At 64.3% G+C, this 17986-nt stretch carries 18 protein-coding genes; 12 read left to right on the plus strand and 6 right to left on the minus strand.

What is annotated here, in order from left to right:
• Positions 1–678 precede the first annotated feature (678 nt).
• From bioA to bioB, 4 genes are read left to right on the plus strand one after another with little or no spacing between them, the layout of a single operon-like run.
• On the plus strand, positions 679–2025 hold the full coding sequence (bioA, locus tag FFS45_RS10900; protein WP_137954651.1) for an adenosylmethionine--8-amino-7-oxononanoate transaminase: 1347 nt from the start codon (positions 679–681) through the stop codon (positions 2023–2025).
• Positions 2025–3209, plus strand: a complete 1185-nt coding sequence (gene bioF / locus FFS45_RS10905; RefSeq protein WP_137954739.1) for an 8-amino-7-oxononanoate synthase — start codon at positions 2025–2027, stop codon at positions 3207–3209. The genes bioA and bioF overlap by 1 nt, the downstream gene beginning before the upstream one ends.
• Positions 3206–3925 carry a dethiobiotin synthase gene (gene bioD / locus FFS45_RS10910; RefSeq protein WP_137954652.1) on the plus strand — a complete coding sequence of 240 codons (720 nt, stop codon included), beginning with the start codon at positions 3206–3208 and terminating at the stop codon, positions 3923–3925. The genes bioF and bioD overlap by 4 nt, the downstream gene beginning before the upstream one ends.
• A gap of 33 nt (positions 3926–3958) precedes the next feature.
• On the plus strand, positions 3959–5032 hold the full coding sequence (gene bioB / locus FFS45_RS10915) for a biotin synthase BioB (protein ID WP_137954653.1): 1074 nt from the start codon (positions 3959–3961) through the stop codon (positions 5030–5032).
• 157 nt (positions 5033–5189) lie between these two features.
• Here bioB and FFS45_RS10920 read toward each other — a convergent pair whose 3' ends face one another.
• Entirely contained in the window at positions 5190–5795 is a 606-nt protein-coding gene (locus FFS45_RS10920; RefSeq protein ID WP_137954654.1) for an alpha/beta hydrolase, read from the minus strand.
• A 291-nt stretch (positions 5796–6086) separates the two neighbouring features.
• Between FFS45_RS10920 and FFS45_RS10925 the strand changes: the two genes are divergently transcribed.
• The 6 genes from FFS45_RS10925 to FFS45_RS10950 all read left to right on the plus strand — a co-directional run bounded on the left by FFS45_RS10925 (position 6087) and on the right by FFS45_RS10950 (position 10251).
• Positions 6087–7028 (plus strand): glyoxylate/hydroxypyruvate reductase A, encoded by a 942-nt coding sequence (locus FFS45_RS10925; protein ID WP_137954655.1) that lies wholly within the window; start codon positions 6087–6089, stop codon positions 7026–7028.
• 93 nt (positions 7029–7121) lie between these two features.
• Entirely contained in the window at positions 7122–8048 is a 927-nt protein-coding gene (locus tag FFS45_RS10930; RefSeq protein WP_137954656.1) for a hydroxymethylglutaryl-CoA lyase, read from the plus strand.
• Between the two features lie 25 nt (positions 8049–8073).
• Complete coding sequence (locus FFS45_RS10935; RefSeq protein ID WP_137954657.1) at positions 8074–8595, plus strand: YbaK/EbsC family protein; 522 nt, start codon at positions 8074–8076, stop codon at positions 8593–8595.
• The gene (locus FFS45_RS10940; protein ID WP_137954658.1) at positions 8592–8822 is read left to right on the plus strand and encodes a DUF1289 domain-containing protein; all 231 of its coding nucleotides are present in this window, start codon (positions 8592–8594) and stop codon (positions 8820–8822) included. Before FFS45_RS10935 ends, FFS45_RS10940 begins: the two co-directional genes overlap by 4 nt.
• Complete coding sequence (locus FFS45_RS10945; protein WP_137954659.1) at positions 8819–9328, plus strand: MaoC family dehydratase; 510 nt, start codon at positions 8819–8821, stop codon at positions 9326–9328. Before FFS45_RS10940 ends, FFS45_RS10945 begins: the two co-directional genes overlap by 4 nt.
• Positions 9322–10251 carry an MBL fold metallo-hydrolase gene (locus FFS45_RS10950; RefSeq protein WP_137954660.1) on the plus strand — a complete coding sequence of 310 codons (930 nt, stop codon included), beginning with the start codon at positions 9322–9324 and terminating at the stop codon, positions 10249–10251. The genes FFS45_RS10945 and FFS45_RS10950 overlap by 7 nt, the downstream gene beginning before the upstream one ends.
• Before the next feature lie 237 nt (positions 10252–10488).
• Here the strand turns inward: FFS45_RS10950 and FFS45_RS10955 are convergent, their stop codons facing one another.
• Complete coding sequence (locus FFS45_RS10955; RefSeq protein WP_137954661.1) at positions 10489–11403, minus strand: DMT family transporter; 915 nt, start codon at positions 11401–11403, stop codon at positions 10489–10491.
• 113 nt (positions 11404–11516) lie between these two features.
• On the opposite strand from FFS45_RS10955, the gene FFS45_RS10960 reads away from it, so the two are divergent.
• Entirely contained in the window at positions 11517–11990 is a 474-nt protein-coding gene (locus FFS45_RS10960) for an Lrp/AsnC family transcriptional regulator (protein ID WP_137954662.1), read from the plus strand.
• A 34-nt stretch (positions 11991–12024) separates the two neighbouring features.
• Here FFS45_RS10960 and FFS45_RS10965 read toward each other — a convergent pair whose 3' ends face one another.
• Positions 12025–12915, minus strand: coding sequence for an alpha/beta hydrolase (locus FFS45_RS10965; RefSeq protein ID WP_137954663.1), 891 nt, complete (start codon positions 12913–12915; stop codon positions 12025–12027).
• 298 nt (positions 12916–13213) lie between these two features.
• Here FFS45_RS10965 and FFS45_RS10970 point away from each other — a divergent pair, with 298 nt between their 5' ends.
• Positions 13214–14173, plus strand: a complete 960-nt coding sequence (locus tag FFS45_RS10970; protein ID WP_137954664.1) for a nitronate monooxygenase family protein — start codon at positions 13214–13216, stop codon at positions 14171–14173.
• A gap of 45 nt (positions 14174–14218) precedes the next feature.
• Here the strand turns inward: FFS45_RS10970 and FFS45_RS10975 are convergent, their stop codons facing one another.
• The 3 genes from FFS45_RS10975 to FFS45_RS10985 form a co-directional block, all read right to left on the minus strand.
• Complete coding sequence (locus FFS45_RS10975) at positions 14219–15157, minus strand: LysR family transcriptional regulator (protein WP_137954665.1); 939 nt, start codon at positions 15155–15157, stop codon at positions 14219–14221.
• A gap of 189 nt (positions 15158–15346) precedes the next feature.
• Complete coding sequence (locus FFS45_RS10980; protein ID WP_137954666.1) at positions 15347–16438, minus strand: porin; 1092 nt, start codon at positions 16436–16438, stop codon at positions 15347–15349.
• 552 nt (positions 16439–16990) lie between these two features.
• The gene (locus FFS45_RS10985; RefSeq protein WP_249362749.1) at positions 16991–17476 is read right to left on the minus strand and encodes a hypothetical protein; all 486 of its coding nucleotides are present in this window, start codon (positions 17474–17476) and stop codon (positions 16991–16993) included.
• Positions 17477–17986: the final 510 nt, after the last annotated feature.

Here is a 17986-nt window from a genome sequence, read left to right on the forward strand (position 1 = left end):
GGGTGAACCCAACCGCCACGCACGTAGTGCGTAGGCGGGATGAATGAGCCCTTTGTCACTAAGGGGGAGTGTGCGAGGGCGGGTCTCGTCTTGGGCCGTTTCCGGTAGCAAACCGGGATGGCTCACTACGGGCTGGCGGTTGCAGCCCGCTTTCTTTTGCCTACTTTTCTTTGCGGCCGGCAAAGAAAAGTAGGTGCCGCCCCGCACAGGGGCAACGCTAATAGACCACTAAGAAAGCAAGGAAAGGCCAACACCGCAAAGAACAACAACCGGACACGAGGCGCCGCAGGCAACCCCACAAATTACGCAAAAACCCACCCCAAAAAAGGCGCCGCAGGCAAAAAGCCCCCCACTGAATCCAGATTTTTTTCTTATACCCCCATGACTTTGCCGTCGTCATCTCCGCGCAATTCCCCCCTTCTGGGAAGAACAGCCAAAACCTGCACACAACACCGCCAAACTCCATGCGCAGCAACAAAAAACCCCTACCCAACAGGTAGTGCACGAACAAAAAGAAAGCGCTAATCTCAACCCCGCCGCCGCAAGGCAAACAACGCAAAACCGGCCATCACCCCCGCGCACCGCCCCCAAAACCAGCAAACGCGCAGCGTAAAGAACCCAATGGCACACCGCGTAGCGAAAGAGAAAAAATCGCCCCGCCCCGTACCGGAGTAGTTTTTGGACACACGATCACCCAACGACTGGGTCACCCGCAGCCTCAATGCCGTCTGGCATCCCTGCACCCAGATGAAACACCACGAGCGCCTGCCGCTCATCCCCATCGCGCGCGGCGCCGGCCCCTGGCTCTATGACCGCGATGGGCGTCGCTATCTCGACGCCATCAGCTCCTGGTGGGTCAATCTGTTCGGCCACGCCAATCCGCGTATCAATGCCGCGCTCAAGGATCAGCTCGATACGCTGGAGCACGCCATGCTCGCCGGCTGCACCCATGAGCCCGTCGTCGAACTCTCCGAGCGTCTCGCTGCCCTCACCCAGCACACGCTCGGCCACGCTTTCTTCGCCTCGGATGGCGCGTCCGCCGTCGAAATCGCCCTGAAAATGAGCTTCCATTCATGGCGCAACCGCGGTTTCGCCGACAAGCAGGAATTCGTCTGCATTGCCAACAGTTACCACGGCGAAACCATCGGCGCCCTCGCCGTCACCGATGTCGCCCTGTTCAAGGACGCCTACGATCCGCTGATCCGGCACGCGCATGTCGTCGCTTCGCCTGACGCACGCGGCGCACAACCCGGCGAAAGCGCCGCTGACGTCGCGCGTCGTGCGCTCGAAAGCGTACGCGCCCTCTTCGAGGCGCGCAGCACGAAGATCGCCGCACTGATCGTCGAGCCGCTCGTGCAATGTGCCGCCGGCATGGCCATGCACGATCCATCGTATATCGCGGGCCTGCGGGCGCTGTGCGATCAATACGGCGTGCATCTGATCGCCGATGAAATCGCCGTCGGCTGCGGCCGCACCGGCACCTTCTTCGCCTGCGAACAGGCCGGCATCTGGCCGGACTTCATTTGTCTGTCGAAAGGCATCAGCGGCGGCTATCTGCCGCTGTCCATCGTGCTGTCGCGCGCCGAAATCTTCGCCGCGTTCTACGATGACGACACCGCCCGCGGCTTCCTGCATTCGCATTCGTACACCGGCAACCCGCTCGCGTGCCGCGCCGCGCTCGCCACGCTCGATCTGTTCGAGAGCGACAACGTGCTCACCGTTAACGCGAAGAAGTCCGCCACGCTGCACGCAGCGCTCGCGCCCTTGGCCGAGCACCCGCAGGTGCGCAACCTGCGTCAGTGCGGCACGATCTTCGCATTCGACGCTGCGCTCAGCGATCCTCAGCAAGCCAAAACGTTCTCGCGCCGCTTCTTCGAAAACGCCTTAAAGCGCGAGTTGCTGCTGCGGCCGATTTCGACCACCGTGTATCTGATGCCGCCATATATCCTCGACGACAACGAGCTCGCGCTGCTCGCCGCGCGTACCCGTGAGACCTTTGAAGCCACACTCGCGGAGGCCGCATGATGCCGTTGCTCAAAACGCTTGAACAAGGCCTGGCTGAACTCGACGCGCACGGTCTGCGCCGGCGTCGGCGCATTGCGGATACGCCGTGTGCTGCACACATGACGGTCGATGGCCGCGAGACCATCGGCTTTGCCAGCAACGACTATCTCGGTCTCGCCGCGCATCCCCTGCTGGTTGCTGCGATTGCCGAGGGCGCGCGTCGCTATGGCGCGGGTAGCGGTGGCTCGCATCTGCTGGGCGGGCATTCGCGCGCGCATGCGCAACTCGAAGACGACCTGGCGGAATTCGCCGGCGGCTTCGTCGACGCACCGCGTGCGCTGTACTTCAGCACCGGCTACATGGCGAATCTTGCGACGCTCACCGCGCTCGCCGGTCGCGGCACCACGCTCTTTTCCGATGCGCTGAATCACGCCTCGCTGATCGACGGCGCACGGCTCTCGCGCGCCGACGTGAAGGTCTACCCGCACGCCGACACCGAAGCCTTGAGCGCACTGCTCGAAGCGTCGGACGCCGCCGTGAAGCTGATCGTCACCGATACGGTGTTCAGCATGGACGGCGACGTCGCGCCGTTGCCGCGTCTGCTTGAACTCGCAGAGCGGCATGGCGCGTGGCTGGTGGTCGACGACGCGCATGGCTTTGGCGTACTCGGCCCGCAAGGCCGTGGCGCCATCGCCCATGAAGCGCTGCGCTCGCCGCATCTGATTTCGATCGGCACGCTCGGCAAGGCGGCCGGCGTGTCGGGCGCTTTTGTGGTGGCTCATGAAACCGTGATCGAATGGCTCGTGCAGCGCGCCCGTCCGTATATCTTCACCACGGCCTCGGTGCCGGCTGCGGCGCACGCGGTCTCGGCAAGCCTGCGCATTATCGGCGGCGAGGAAGGTGAGGCACGGCGCGCGCATCTGCGGCAACTGATCGCGCGGACTCGCGCCATGCTCAAGGCCACGCCGTGGTTGCCGGTCGATTCGCACACTGCGGTCCAGCCGCTCATCATTGGCGCGAACGACGCCACGCTTGAGATCGCCGCGGCGCTGGAAAGCGCGGGTCTGTGGGTGCCCGCCATCCGTCCGCCCACTGTGCCGGCAGGCACGTCGCGGCTGCGCATCTCGCTCTCGGCAGCTCATTCGCAGGCGGACCTCGACCGTCTCGAGGCCGGCTTGCAGCAACTGGGCAAGGCTGCCGCATGAACAAACCGCTCTCCCTGTTCGTCACCGGAACCGATACGGAAATCGGCAAGACGCTGGTCTCAGCCGCGCTCCTGCGCGGCTTCGCGCGCGCCGGCTTGCGTGCTACCGCCATGAAGCCGATCGCCGCCGGCGCCTTCGAGGTGGACGGCGTGTGGCACAACGAGGATGCCGACCAACTGGATGCCGCGGCCAGCGTGCTGCTGCCCCCCGAGCTTCGCACACCGTATCTGCTGAAAGCGCCGGCTGCGCCGCACATCGTCGCCGCACACGAGAACGTCACGCTCGATATCGGCCGCATCGTCGATTGTCATGCGCAGGCGTTGCAGCTTGCGGACATGGTGGTCGTCGAAGGGGTCGGCGGCTTTCGCGTGCCGCTCACCGATACCCAGGACACCGCGGATCTTGCAGTCGCGCTGAACCTGCCAGTCGTGCTCGTGGCCGGCATGCGCCTCGGTTGCATCAGCCATGCGTTGCTGACCGCCGAGGCCATCGCTGCACGCGGCCTGCATCTCGCGGGCTGGGTCGCGAACCGTGTCGATCCCGAGATGGGCTTTGCCGACGAAAACATCGCGGCGATCCGCAGCCGGCTCGATCGCCAGTACGGCGCGCCGCTGCTCGGCATCGTCCCGCATCTGAATCCGGTCTCCGCCGACACGGCGGCTGACTGCCTCAACACTGACTTGCTCTTGCAGACGCTGCGCACCGCGCGGCTCTGAACCACTTGATCTCCATCCATAAGGATTGACGATATGACCCAACTGAACCTCGACCGCCCGCAAACGGACGCGACCATTGCCAACGCAACCACGGCCGCGGCGTCCAGCGCACGCTATCGCGTCGCCGACATCATTGCGCTCTACGAGCTGCCGTTCAACGATCTGATGTTCCGCGCCCAGCAGGTGCACCGCGAGCATTTCGACGCGAACACCGTGCAACTGTCGACGCTGCTGTCCATCAAGACCGGCGGCTGCGAGGAAGACTGCGCGTACTGCCCGCAGTCGGTGCATCACGACACGGGCCTGAAGGCCGACAAGCTGATGCCGATCGACGAGGTGCTCGCCGCCGCACAGGTGGCCAAGGACAACGGCGCGACGCGCTTCTGCATGGGCGCGGCATGGCGCAATCCGAAGGATCGTCATCTCGAGCCGATCAAGGACATGATCCGCGGCGTGAAGGCGATGGGCCTCGAAACCTGCGTGACGCTCGGCATGCTGGAGACGCACCAGGCGCAAGGGCTGCGCGAAGCGGGCCTCGATTACTACAACCACAACCTCGATACGTCGCCCGAGTTCTACGGCCAGATCATCTCGACGCGCACCTACCAGGACCGTCTCGACACGCTTGAACGCGTGCGCGACGCCGGCATCAACGTGTGCTGCGGCGGCATTGTCGGCCTTGGCGAATCGCGCCGCGAACGCGCCGGCCTGATCGCGCAGCTCGCCAACATGGACCCGTATCCGGAATCGGTGCCGATCAACAATCTGGTGCAGGTCGAAGGCACGCCGCTCACCGGCACGGAAGCGCTCGACCCGTTCGAATTCGTGCGCACCATCGCCATTGCCCGTATCACGATGCCGCGTGCGATGGTGCGGCTATCGGCGGGCCGCGAGCAGATGAACGAGGCGCTGCAGGCCATGTGCTTCCTCGCCGGCGCGAACTCGATTTTCTACGGCGATCAGTTGCTGACCACCAGCAACCCGCAAGCCGAAGCGGACCGCAAACTGCTGGAACGCCTGGGCATCCGCGCCGAAGCCGCGCAACAGATGCCGCTCGACAAGAGCGGTTGCGAGCACGGCTGCGATGGGCATGCCGCGCCGAACTAAGCGGACAGGACGCGCAAGCGCCACTCTCGACGCGTGCACAGTCTCACACGCGTAACCGCGTAGAAGCGCCCAAAAGCTAAAAGGGCTGCCCGTTTGAGGCAGCCCTTTTACATATTGTGTACCTAAAACCCGCACCAGGAGAACGGCTTGCCGCGCCTCACACCCAGGCGTGACTCACGGCCTCGACCGCCTCTTCCTCGCGAAACCGCAGTGGCGCAGCGCAATGCACCAGCGTATCGACGAAGTACTTCGCCCGCGGCCACGGTCCGAAACCGGCCGCCGTGTTGATATGCCCGGCGTCGCCAAGATTCACGAACGCGCTGCCGAAGCGCTGCGCCAGCTCGCGCGCACCGGCGAGCGGCATCCACGGGTCGGTCTCGCTGCCGATCAGGATCGACGGAACGCCGAGACGGCGCGCCTCGAAGGCGCCAGCGAAAGCGAATTTTGCCGGGCTGGCCGGCGCGACGAACAGCACGCCCACGACGTCACCCACATACGAGGCCTGCTGCAGCGCATGAGCCGTCGCCAGACAGCCGAAACTGTGCGCCGCCAGCACAAAGGGACCGCGCTCGCGCGCCAGCACGTCGCGCAGCGACCGCGCCCAGCCGGCCACGTTCGGTGCATCCCAGTCAGCCTGTTCGATCCGCAATGAACGGGCGAACTGCCGTTCGAGCCAGGTCTGCCAATGCGCGCCTTCGCTGCCGTGCAGGCCCGGTACAGTCACGAGCCGCGGCGGCCATGTCGATTTGCTGCATGAAAGCATGATTCTCCTCGCTGCCGGAATCCGGGAGCCTATTGTGGAACGCCCGCCCGCAGGGACGAACCAACTTTTAGTGCTTTGCTTATTGGGGGGCTCCTGCACGGTATCGGCACAGGCCGCACGGGCCGCACCGGGCCGGCGCAGCGCGCCTGTATGCCGAATCGCACGTGATAGCCGTCGAAAAAGTAGAATGAAGCCTATTCATAAAACGGAGGAGGCCCTCATGTCGCAAGTGTCGTCAGCAATGGCTCGCGCAGCCCGCGCGTCCTGTCACGCGAGGCCGGTACTGCGCGCATGAAAGTCCTTTTTTACACGCCGCAGAGCGATGCCGCGTCCTGGCTCCACGATTTCGCCCGCGCCTTGCCTGAGGCCGAGCTGCGCGAATGGCAGCCGGACGACACCGCCCCGGCCGACTTCGCCATTGTCTGGCGTCCGCCGCGCGAGATGCTGGCCGGCCGCAGGGGGCTGCGCGCCATCTTCAATCTCGGCGCAGGCGTCGATGCGATTCTGGCGCTGGAGCGCGCCCATCCCGGCACGCTGCCGCGTGAAGCGCAGCTTGTACGGCTCGAAGACACCGGCATGGCGCGGCAGATGGCCGAATATGTGACGCACGCTGTGCTGCGCTATATGCGCCGTTTCGACGAATACCAGGCCCTGCAGGCACAACGGCGCTGGAAGGTGCTTGAACCGCATCCGCACGGCACCTTCACGATCGGCGTGCTGGGACTCGGCGTGCTCGGCACGCATGTCGCCCGCACGCTGGCCACGCTCGGCCTGCCGGTGCGCGGCTATAGCCGCAGCGCCCGCCAGATCGAGGGTGTGACCACCTATGCGGGCGAGGCGCGCTTCGAGGCGTTTCTCAGCGGCGTCAAGGTACTGGTGAACCTGCTGCCGCACACGCCGGACACGCATGACGTACTGAACCGGCGCACCTTCTCGAAGCTCGCGCAGGGCGCCTATCTGATCAACGTTGCGCGCGGCGCGCATCTGGTCGAGCAGGACCTGCTGGACGCGCTCGCGCAAGGCCAGATCGCCGCCGCGACGCTCGACGTGTTCCGCGAGGAACCACTGCCGGCCGATCATCTGTTCTGGCAGGAGCCGCGCATCACGATCACGCCGCACAGTTCGGCGGAGACCCTGCGCGAAGAGAGCGTGCCGCAGGTCGCGCACAAGATCATGGCGATGATGCGCGGCGAGCCGGTGAGCGGCGTGGTCGATATTGAACGCGGATACTGAATTCCCGATACAGCGCCGCCTCGTGCGGGCACATTGCATGGGACCGGAGTAGCGCGCCAAAGCGCAAACGCCGGTCGACACTGGAGACACATCATGGCCCTACCCCACGCCGTCAAGATCGTCGAAGTCGGTCCGCGCGACGGACTGCAGAACGAGAAAGACTTCGTTCCGACCGCCGTCAAGATCGAGCTGATCAACCGCCTCTCGGCGGCCGGCTTTCGCAATGTCGAGTCCGCCTCGTTCGTCTCGCCGAAGTGGGTGCCGCAGATGGCCGACGGCGCCGAGGTGATGGCCGGCATCGAACGCCGCTTCGGCACGGTCTACTCGGTGCTGACGCCGAACATGCGCGGCTTCGAAGGCGCGCTCGCGGCGCACGCCGATGAGATCGTGATCTTCGGCGCGGCCAGCGAAGCGTTTTCACAGCGCAACATCAATTGCAGCATTGCGGAGAGCATCGCGCGCTTCGAGCCCGTGGCCCGGGCCGCCAAGGAGCACGGCGTGCGGATTCGCGGCAGCGTCTCGTGCGCGCTCGGCTGTCCGTATCAAGGTGAGGTGCCGGTCGCGTCGGTGGTGGATGTGGTCGAGCGCTTCGCCGCGCTCGGCTGCGACGAGATCGATATCGCCGATACGATCGGCGTGGGGACGCCCAAGCGCACGCGCGAGGTGTTCGCCGCCGTCACCCAGGTGTATCCGCGCGAGCAACTGTCGGGGCACTTCCACGACACCTATGGCCAGGCGCTCGCCAACATCTATGCCGCGCTGCTCGAAGGCATCGAGATTTTTCATGCGTCGGTGGCGGGCCTGGGCGGCTGTCCGTATGCAAAGGGCGCCACCGGCAATGTCGCCACCGAAGACGTGCTGTATCTGATGAGCGGCCTCGGCATCGAGACCGGCGTCGATCTCGCCCAGGTCGTGGCGATCGGCGATTTCATTTCCAGCTCGATCGGCAAGCCGAACGTCTCGCGCGCAGGCAAGGCCTTGCTCGCGAAAGCACGCAGCGAACAAGGCTCGTGCGTCTAACCTCTCATTCACTGGAACGCGCTTTATGACGGACAACGCTTCTTCCCACGCCGACGATCTCAGCGCATTGCCAGATTCGGCCCGGCGCGTCGCGCTACTGCTGCGCGAGCGCGGCCACACCGGACGGGTCGTGATGCTGCCGGAAACCGGCAAGACTTCCGCCGAAGCCGCCGCGGGCCTCGGCTGCGAAGTCGCGCAGATTGCCAAATCGATCCTGTTTCGCCGCCGCGAAGACGACGCGCCGGTGCTGGTGGTGGCAAGCGGCGCGAACCGCGTCGACGAACAAAAGGTGGCTGCGCACGTGGGGGAGATTGCCCGCGCCGACGCCAAGTTTGTGCGCGAGAAGACCGGCTACGCGATCGGCGGTGTCTGCCCGATCGGCCACGCCACGCCGCCCGTCACGCTGATCGACGCGGATCTGCTCACGCTCGGGAGCCTGTGGGCCGCTGCGGGCCATCCCCATGCGGTGTTCAATCTCTCACCGCAGGAACTGGTTGCACTGACCGGCGCGCCGGTGGCCGACGTCGCGTTGCGAGAGAGCGCATGACGGCCGAAACGCTGAACCAGAACGACGTGATCGCGCCCGTGCCGTCGCCCTGCATCAACGTGTGCCGGATGGACCAGGCGAGCGGCTGGTGCGAAGGGTGTCTGCGCACGATCGATGAGATTCGTGGCTGGTCCTCCTACGACGACGCGACCAAACGCGCCGTCTGGGATACGCTCGACGCTCGCCACGCGCAGTGGATGGCGCAGAACCGGCAGACGGCGAAATGAATGTGGCGCCGCGAGTCGTGACGATCGGAGAGCGCTTCAGCAGTACGCTCACGCTTTCTGCAGACTCGGTCAAATCGTTCGCGACGCTCGTCAACGATCTGAATCCGCTGCATCACGACGACGCTTACGCCGCGCAGAGCCGCTTCGGCGGCCTGATCGCTTCGGGCACGCAGCCTACCGCGCATTTCATGGCGCTGCTCGCTACTCACTTCTCGCAGTACGCGCAGCCGCTTGGCCTCGAGTTCGATATCAAGCTGAAGAAGGCCGTGCATGCGCAGGACACCTTGACGATGAGCTGGCAAGTACGCGATGCGTGGTGGAAGCCGAGCCTGAACGGCGACCTCACGCAACTCGACGGCTCGGTCGTAAACCAGCGCGGTGAAACTGTGCTGCTGGGCGCAGCGACAATCCTTGTAATGCCCAGCAAGCCGAAGGCCGCTCATGAGATCGCTCACGAAACCGTGCGCCCAGCCGCTCAATCTGCTCAGGACTCCCAAAAATCATGAGCCTGCCCGAGTCGATCCAGGTATTCGAGCGCGGCTGGCTATCGTCGAACAACGTGCTGCTGGTCGACGACACGTGCGCCGCCCTTGTCGATACCGGCTACGCCACCCACGCACCACAAACGCTGGCGCTGTTGCAGGCGGCGCTCGGCAAGCGGCCGCTCGATCTGATCGTCAACACGCACCTGCACTCCGATCACTGCGGCGGCAACACGCTGCTCCAGGCGGTCTGGCCGTGCCGTACCGCGATTCCCGCAGCAGAAGCCGAAGCCGTGCGTCACTGGGACGAGGCGCGCCTGAGCTTTCGCGCCACCGGCCAGACCTGCGAGCGCTTCACCTTCACCGAGACGATTACGCCCGGCGCGCACCTCACACTCGGCGCACTGGACTGGGAAGTGCTCGGCGCGCCCGGTCACGATCCGCATTCGCTGATGCTCTATTGCGCAGAAGAACGCGTGCTGATCAGTGCCGACGCGCTGTGGGAAAACGGCTTCGGCGTGATCTTTCCGGAACTGGAAGGCGAAAGCGGTTTCGCTGAAGAACAGGCCGTGCTGGATGCGATCGCGAAGCTCGATGTACGCACCGTCATCCCAGGCCACGGCGCGCCGTTCACCCATGTTGCGCTGGCACTGGAGCGGGCATTTTCGCGCCTCGCGTGGTTGCGCGCCGATCCGGCGCGCAACGCCAAAAATGCGCTGAAAGTGCTGATCGTGTTCAAGCTGCTCGACGTGCGCGCAATGAGCTTCGAGGCGCTTGTGCAAATGCTCGACAGCGCCACGGCGATGCGTGCCGCGGCCGCCATGCTCAAGCCGCGCGACGCATGGCCGGCGCTGTTGCGTGAGCTGATCGCAGAGCTGGCCGCGACCGGCGGTCCATTGAGCGTGGATGGGGCGGACGGCTCGCGGATCGTGGCGCGCGGCGCGTGAGCGCCACCCCTTCACGAGCCTCAACGTCAACATCGACCCCACCGTCAAAAGCGGCCGCGCAAAAAAGAAAGCCGCTCGGCATAGATGGCGAGCGGCGGAATTCGGTCGACGTGATCATCGTCTGTTCAAATCATACCCGGATGGCATTTTTGGCCGCATCGGTGATTTCCCTACAAAACGATGACACATCGATGTCGGCGCGCGCCGAGGCAGATCCGCAGGGCCACGCCGACTGGCTCAGGTGGACGAGTAACGGCGTTGCGGCACGAGCCGCCAGCCGAGATTGACGCCCGCGGCGCCAAGCAGAATCAGCACCGCGCCGAGCACCTGCACCCAGGCGAGCTTCTGGCCGAACGCGACACAATCGACAATGATGGCGACCACCGGATAGATGAACGACAACGCGCCGGTCATCGCGGTCGGCAGTTTCTGGATCGCCCCGTAGAGCAGCACGTACATGATGCCGGTGTTCACCACACCAAGCGTCACGAGTTCGAGCCAATGGGCGGCGGTGGTCGGCAGCGCATCGAAGCGCACAAACGGCGCCAGCATCAGCACGCCCAGTCCCACCTGAATCAGCGCGATCAGATGCGGCGGTGTGCCCTTCAGATGCTTGGTGATGATCGACGACACCGCATACATGGCAGCCGCGCCAACCGCATAGGCGATCCCTTCGAGATACTGACCCGGCACGGCGAGCACGGCAGGCTCGACCCGCACGACGAACACGAGGCCCACGAACGCCACCAGCAACCACGCGACGGTCGATGCAGTGATGCGTTCGCGAAACACCAGTGCGCCGAGCGCGACCAGCATGAACGGCTGCGTGTTGTAGACAGCGGTAGCCATCGAGATCGACGCACGCGAATACGCCGCAAACAGCAGCACCCAGTTGGCGACAATCGCCACACCGCCGAGCGCCGCGAGTCCCAGCATGCGCCAGGAAAACAGCTTGCGCCGCAGTAGCCCCAGCGCGGCACAGACCAGCGTCAAGGTAGCGCCGCCGAACACGCAGCGGAAGAACACCACATTGAACGGGCTCTGCTGCGACGATACGACCAGCCAGCCGATGGTCCCCGACATCAGCATCGCGATGCTCATCTCGGCCGCGCCACGGCCTATGGCGCCCTCGCGCGCCGCATTGATCACCATCTTTCGCCTCCGGGATCGATCACTGTATGAGAGCAGTGTATTTAATCCAGACAGTCGAATACATGGCTAAAATTAGGTATTCAGATTTCGAAACCGAAGATTCGAAGGTGAGTATGGCAAAGCGCCTTACACCGGCCAGCCCTCCCGCGGCGCTCGACGACACCGACCGCACGCTGCTGGCCGCGCTTGCGGAAGATGCCCGCCAGCCGGTCAGCGAACTGGCGCGCCTGGTTGGCCTGTCTGCGCCCAGCACGGCGGAGCGTCTGCGCCGGCTCGAGACGCAAGGCGTGATCGAGCGCTTCACCGTGAAAATCGATCCACGCGCGCTCGGCTACACGCTACAGGCGATTGTGCGCGTGAAACCGTTGCCCGGTCAGTTGCACCTTGTGGAAGAAGTGATCCGGCGTATCCCGGAGTTCGTGGAATGCGACAAGGTAACGGGCGACGACTGCTTCGTCTGCCGTCTGTATCTGCATTCGATCGGGCAGCTCGACGAGATCCTCTCCAAGGTCACCGAGCGCGCGGAGACCAGCACCGCCATCATCAAATCGACGCCGGTCGAGCGCAGGTTGCCGCCGCTAGGCTGAACAACGCCAGGGCCGCCTACCAGGCTCTACGGCCCTACTGCTCAACGGCTTCGAAGAAAGACAACATCTCCCCCACCAGTTCCGCGGGCGACTCCTCCGGAATGTAGTGTCCGCACGGCAACGCCCGGCCGCTGACATCGCGCGCCACCCGGCGCCATTCGGCGAGCGGCTCGAAGCACTTCTCGATCACGCCCTCCTCGCCCCACAGCACGCGCAGCGGACAGCCGATCTTGTGGCCGCGCTCGATATCGGCGCGATCGTGTTCCAGATCGATACTCGCCGATGCCCGATAGTCCTCGCACATCGCATGCACCGCACCCGGTTGCCGCAACGCGCTGCGATACGCGTCGAGCGCCTCCGGTGCGAACGGCGCCAGCCCGGCGTGACGGCTGCCCATCACACGATCCACATAGACGTCCGGGTTCGCGCCGATCAGCGTCTCCGGCAACGGCTCAGGCTGGATCAGGAAGAACCAGTGGAAATACAGCGTGGCGAAAGTGCGGTCGGTGGCTTCATACATCGCCAGTGTCGGCGCGATATCGAGCAGCATCAAACGCTCGACCGCATCCGGATGATCGAGCGCCATACGGTGCGCAACTCTCGCGCCGCGGTCGTGCGCGCAGACCAGAAAGCGTTCGTAGCCGAAGTGACGCATCACCGCCACCTGATCGGCCGCCATCGCGCGCTTCGAATACGCCGCGTGCGTGGCGTCGCTCGCCGGCTTGGCGGAGGCGCCGTAGCCGCGTAAATCGGTAGCGATAACAGTGAAATGTCTGGCAAGCTGCGTCACGCACCGATGCCAGATCAGATGCGTCTGTGGATGGCCGTGCAGCAGCAGCAGAGGCGGCCCTGCCCCACCCTTGACCCCGTAGATATCGACGTCGCCCGCGGCGACCCGAAAGGGCGTGAAATCCTCGAAGGGCATAGCGAGTCTCTTGTCGTTGTTCGTCAAGGCATTGTAGGAGCGCCGTGTGTCCATCCGGGGTGGGATAGGTCACGCAGGCGTAGAACCTGAACACTCCTTCCAACCGTATCGCTCGCGCACGCGCAGCACGCGAACGGTCGTTCGCCTATAATCGAACGACCGTTCTTAAAATCACCCGCACCGACGGACGAAGCAGGCGCGGCGCCCGTCACGGCGTCACGTTGCGGTTGGTCCCGCTACACTTCATATACCTTGGGTGCGCCATGCGCACCGGTCCGCATTACAGGAGACTTGCACCATGGCATTGCCCGCTGTCCTGCAGCACCTTGCGCTGCCCGTTGTTGCCTCACCGATGTTTATCGTCAGCTACCCCGACCTGGTGCTGGCGCAGTGCAAGGCCGGCATTGTCGGCTCGTTCCCTGCGCTCAATGCACGGCCGGCGGAAATGCTCGACGAGTGGCTCACACAGATCCAGGCGTCGCTCGCCGAGCACAAGGCAGCCCATCCGGATGCAGTGATCGGGCCGATTGCCGTCAACCAGATCGTTCATCAGTCGAATGCGCGGCTCGAACATGACGTGCGCGTCTGCGTCGAACACAAGGTGCCGATTTTCATCACCAGCCTGCGCGCGCCGGCCAAGGAAATTGTCGACGCGGTGCATAGCTACGGCGGCATCGTGCTGCACGACGTGATCAATATCCGTCATGCGCAGAAGGCGCTGGAAGCGGGCGTCGACGGCCTGATCCTGGTGGCGGCCGGCGCCGGCGGCCATGCGGGCACCACCTCGCCGTTCGCACTGGTCGGCGAAGTGCGGCGCATTTTCGACGGTCCGATCATCCTCTCCGGCGCGATCGCCAACGGCGGCTCGATTCTCGCGGCACAGGCAATGGGCGCGGACCTCGCGTACATGGGCACGCGCTTTATCGCGACGAGAGAAGCGCATGCCGTGGAAAGCTACAAGCACGCCATCGTCAACTCGAGCGCGTCGGACATCATCTACACGAACCTCTTCACCGGCGTGCACGGCAACTACATCCGCGAGAGCATCGTCAACGCCGGACTCGATCCGGACGCGCTGCCGGAATCGGACAAGAGCGCCATGAATTTCGGCAACGACAAGGCGAAGGCGTGGAAAGACATCTGGGGCGCAGGCCAGGGCGTGGGGTTGATGGACGACGTGCCGAGCGTCGCCGAGCTGGTCGAGCGTCTGAAGAAGGAATATAACGACGCCCGGGCGCGGCTCGCGATTAGCCGTTGAACACACTCTCGTCGCCGGTCACGGCACGCGGCAAACGCTGGCGCATCAGCTAACGGCCAGTGCCTTGATCTGCTCGAGCGACGGCCACAGCGCCTCGTCAGCAAAGCGGGCCGCGAGGAAATCGACGAACGAGCGCACCTTCGCCGAGAGATGGCGGCGGCTCGCGTAGACGAGGTGGATCGGCAACTCGCGCGGCGGCGACTGCGTGACCAGCAGCGGCAGCAAGCGGCCGGTCGCGATGTCGTCGCCGATCACCTCTGTGCCGAGCAGCGCGACCCCGGCGCCTTGCAGCACGAGAACCCGTTGCGCTTCCAGGTGGTTGACGATCAGATTGCCGGAGAGGCGCACCCGCGCCCCGCCGTCACCCCCTGAGGAAGCGAATTCCGGCGCCGGCACGCCCGCGTACTGCAGATAATTGTGGCGCGACAGATCGGCCATACGCCTGGGCGTGCCATGCCGGCGCAAATACTCCGGCGAAGCGCACAGCACGAGATGCGCGGTGGCAATCTGGCGCGCGATCAACGAGGATGACTTTAGCCCATGCGGCGAGGCGCGGATCGCTACGTCGTAACCCTCGTCGATCAGTTCGACGACGCGGTCAGACAGTGTCATTTCCACCGTGACCTGCGGATACTGCGCGGCATAGTCGGCCACCGCGCTCATCACGTGACTCAGGCCGAACGCCGATAGCGACGAGACCCGCAGCCGCCCCTGCGGCACGACGCTCGCCGCACCCACCGCCTGTTCCGCCTCGTCGAGTTCGGTGAGCACCTGACTCAGGCGCTCGTAGTACTCGCGTCCGGCTTCGGTGGGCGCGACACGCCGCGTGGTCCGGTTCAGCAGACGCGCGCCGAGCTGCTGCTCCAGATGCATGACGTGCTTGCTGGCCATCGCCGCCGACATCTCCATGCGCTCGGCCGCGCCGACGAAGCTGCCCACTTCGACGACGTGGCGAAACACTTTCATGCTGACGAGGGTATCCATGGCAATCGCTCGTAGGAGGAATCAATCGATGCCATTTTGCCGTCTTTGTCAAAGGGGTGTTAGGAAAGAAGCGGTCGTAAGACCGATAAAAGCAGCCCAAAACAACAAAACCCCGCCCTCTTTCGAAGACGGGGTTTGCATAACAGCGCCACGCCGGGCATGGCCCCGCGCGGCAGCCAGAACGGCTTGTCAGAACTTGGTCCGGATACCGACGCCGTAGGTATCACCCGAGGACTGGCTGGTGAAGTGGTCGTACATATAAGCCGCGTAGACATCGGTGCGCTTGGACAGCGGGTAGTCGTAGCCGACCGACGCGGTCTGGCGCGTCTGATCCAGACCGCTGCCGTCGCGCGAATAGGCAAACGACGCCATGATCGAGCCCGGGCCTGCCGGCACCGTCACGCCGCCCTGTGCGGTGTTCACATGCCAGCTGCCGATGTCCTGCGCGTTATACGTGTACATGTACTGGCCGAAGAACTTGACGAACTTCAGGTCGTAGGACACGCCCAGTTGCGCGACGCTCTGGCTCTTCATGTTCGCCAGTCCGACGCTCTGCGCGAGGCTCGTCAGGTCGCCTGGGTTGTTGTTGAAGTTGACGTACTGATACACGCCGGTTGCCGCGAACGGGCCGTGGAAGTACAGGAACTGCGCGCTCCACTTCTTCGCGCCGTTCTCACCCGCCGTATTGCCGAGGGCGTACATCACGTTGCCGCTCAAGCCATTGAAGTTCGGCGTCGAATACTGCACGGCGTTGTTCCAGCCCGAGTCGCCGGCCACGCCCTGATCGGTGTTGTAAGTCGGGAACGTGCCGAGGCCCAGGTACGTATGCCAGACCATCGGCGAGAACTGGTAAGAGTCGACGAACGGGTTGAACAGAATCGTCGACACGAACAGCGGCGTCGTCAGCCGGCCGGCCGTGACTGTGCCATATGGCGATTCGATACCGACATAGGCGTTACGGGAGAACATCGTGTCGCCTGTGAAGCGGCCGTACTGGCCGTTCTGGGCGAGGAAGAAGCCTTCGATCGTGAAGATCGCCTTGTAGCCGCCACCCAGATCCTCCGCCCCCTTCATGCCCCAGTAGGACGTGGACATGCCGCCGCCCGACACTTCCGCTGCGCTCTTGCCGTCCGGAAATTTCTGCGCGCCGACCCATTCGTCGACCTGGCCATAGAGCTGCACGCTCGATTGCGCGAACGCCGACGATGCACCAGCCAGCAGGCCAGCGACAACGCTGGCCTTGAGAGTCGTGCCGAGCGCACGGCGGAAGTTTGTATTCATGGGTTCTCCTGTCTTTGTCAAAAGGGGGTATGGCTGTGCGGCGGGGAGCCGGCGTCAACGGTTTCTTGATCGTCCGTTAGATCGCCGGGCTAATCTGGGCGGGATCATCTTTGCGGACCATTTTCATGGACAAAAATATGGGTTGTTATTGCCGGTATATCGGTCTGATTAGTTTTGTCAGTTATCGGACTGATAACGCGCACTGAACCCTGACGCTCAGGGTCATGCGGCAACGGCGGCAATGGCCGAGAAGGCCCGCCAGGACTGCAACGCAAAGACGGATAACGGTTCAGGCACGCTACGGATGACGCGTGGGAGGGAAAATCAAACAATTTCACCGATCGAAGCCGGGACAAGCGTCGTGCTGTCACAAAAGTGTGGCGCGCATACGTCACTTATTGGCACAACGCGGCGGTGTCGTGTCGGGCCGGGCTCGACCACGAGGCTAAACGCGGTGGTGGATGTGGATCCGCGGGGAAGGAAGGGAAAGGCTTGAGAGGAGGAGAGGCTGGCGTTCGAGGGAGCGTCCCGCTGCCGCAAAGCCTCGCCCAGTCAGTTGCGGTACGGCGAGGGTGTCGGCGGCCGGCCCATGTAGTCGGGCGGGCGCGGCGCTTGCCGCGGAGCGCCATGTTCCTCGTTGTAGCGGGCTACATCCGCGCGGATCGAACCCGCGCGGACCAGCGTTTCATCTTCCGGAGGACGTGGTACCGAATGCGTCTCGGCGCTGACGGGCGTGATCGCCCCAGCGTACTGGAAGCCGCTGCGCGGCGGTTCGCTCCGGTTATCCGGCCGGTAAGCGCCGGCGCCCCGCTGCGGGGCGTTGTAGCCGCCGCGTGGGTTGCCCATGTTGTTTGCCACGCGCATATTGCGCTGCGCAGGCGCAGCCCTTTCAGCACGCGCGTCGTAGCCACGCGCACTGTGCCCATCGTGCTGGAAACCGGAGGAGCGTGCGAAGCCGCCGCCGGAGCCGCCGCCATGCGGCATTTCCGGCGCCTTCGCACAGGCGAGCGAGCAGAGCGCCGCGAAGGCTGCGCCCATGACCCACTGCCTTGTTTTCGCCCACCCTGCGTCCACCATGACTCACCTGCCCGAAGACCCGCCTGAAGCCCGCCGTTCGAGCTGCGGCGAGGCTTGTTTCAGGATTCGCTCTACCGTTGCGGACGATCCGCGACGGGCGTATCCCATTGGCCTTTGAGACGTAATTTATGGGGCGCTCCAAGGGGTGTCGAGGCAAAAAGTGTTAGGCCCGGCACTGCGTTGTAACACCATGTTACTGCGACGTTTTTTCGCGACAGACGCCTTGCGCAGAGGCGCAGTTAGGGCTTCTTAATTAGCGCTTTGTGGGCGTGCGGAACCCCGCCGAAAGCCTATTCCGCCGGATTATTTTCAGGATGCGGAAGCGGCCCAAAAGAAGGGTTCCTTCGACCTGAAAAAGGCATCTTCAGGCGAGCCAACAAAGATGGACCCGCGAACGCCGCTCGACAATACTGCGATCTATGCCGAATGGTTTATCGCGGTCTCGCCGCAAAAGCTCCAGCCGGACTTGAA

Origin of the sequence: Burkholderia sp. 4M9327F10 (assembly GCF_005503145.1) — a bacterium.
Lineage (GTDB): Bacteria > Pseudomonadota > Gammaproteobacteria > Burkholderiales > Burkholderiaceae > Paraburkholderia.